The 1,413-nt window shown below is 42.8% G+C and carries 1 protein-coding gene; it reads right to left on the bottom strand.

What is annotated here, in order from left to right; genetic code table 11:
• Positions 1-6: 6 nt before the first annotated feature.
• On the bottom strand, positions 7-1,413 hold a 1,407-nt coding region (locus tag F607_RS32275; protein WP_276523953.1), incomplete at its 5' end, for an RHS repeat-associated core domain-containing protein.

Below are 1,413 nucleotides of genomic sequence, written 5' to 3'. Positions count from 1 at the left end.
ATCGTTTTACGTCGCTGGGCATGCCTCAAAGCTATAAATCTGTCTAAACAACCTCAAAAGACCAGATGATTCAGTACTGCAACAAAGCTGTGGAATGTCTGTAAAGTACTGACCATCACCATACCTAGCATCTTTTGGGTTATTTGCTTTAAGTGAAGGGTACATTTTTTGTGAGCTTACTATCCCATTTAATCCTTCATCACTAGTGTAGTGATATAAAGTTTGTGACTCATCTTCCCGTGCTCTTTCTCGTGGAATAGACCTAGCACTTTCTTCTTCATCAGTTTTACATAAATTATAAACGCCAACACCGAGTCCCAGGGCACCCCACCCAACCCATTTAGGTATTGCTGCATCTGTCGGTTCAATCGTTGCTACATCCGCAGCCAAAGCTCTAAAATACCAAGTTGTTACAGCATCTAAACCATATGGGTCCATATAGTTTGTAGGGTTACTATTTACATAACTAAACGTATTTAGCCCTGCTTGCAGTCCAACAGGATCACTGGTGACATAACGGCCTAGTGATGGGTCATAGTAACGTTGATGGTTATAAAATAAGCCACTTTCAGGGTCGTAATATTGCCCAGGAAAACGCAGGGCAATAAAGGTTTTCTTGCCATCACCATCCACATCCTGGTCAACATAGCCTATACCATAAGCATCACTGATCCACGACCAAGTTACATTACCATCACTACCAGAAGCTCGACGAGGGGCGTTTAAATGGTCGGCATGGATGTAGTTGACCTGGTGACGCGCTATTTTGCCATTGCTTTGGTAGACCTCTTCAATCATGGCTAGTGGCATATTGCCTAACCAAATGTAATGACGGCTTAAACGCTTACGGTTTTGATCATGTAAGGTATCAACCAGTAGTTGACCATTGGTGTTGTAATGAAAGGTGCTGTATTCTTTTTTCTCACCTTTGTAGCGTGTTTTCAGAACACGCTCACCTAAGACGTTATAAGTGTATTCCGCCTGTAGCTGACCATTTTTACTAACGGTTTTAATACGACCGCGAGCATCATAGGTGAAGCTAAGAGGTGTGCTATCAGTAATGTGACCAGCAACATTGGTTGTAACAGTTTGATTGTTGACCTTAGTAAGACGATTACTGTCTTTTTTATACGTCAATGTTTGTGTGTGTGTTTCACTGTTACCAGGCTGACCTTCTGCAGCAGTATTGGGTGTTACCCACTCACGTTTTGTGCGATTACCTACTGGATCAAAGCTGTATTTTTTAGTTCCGAAGTAGCCTTGTTCCTGTGCCAAGCGGTCCAGTGCATCATATTGGTAAGTCGCGCTGTAGGAGGCATTATTGCTATCGTTGATTTGAGTGATATTACCAACAGGGTCATAGGTGTAGTCGAGGTCCTGAACACCTGTAACCGTTTGGCTCATCAATCGACC

The sequence above is a fragment of the Zooshikella ganghwensis DSM 15267 genome (assembly GCF_000428585.1).
GTDB lineage: Bacteria > Pseudomonadota > Gammaproteobacteria > Pseudomonadales > Zooshikellaceae > Zooshikella > Zooshikella ganghwensis.
This window is presented reverse-complemented; position numbering and strand designations above follow the sequence as displayed.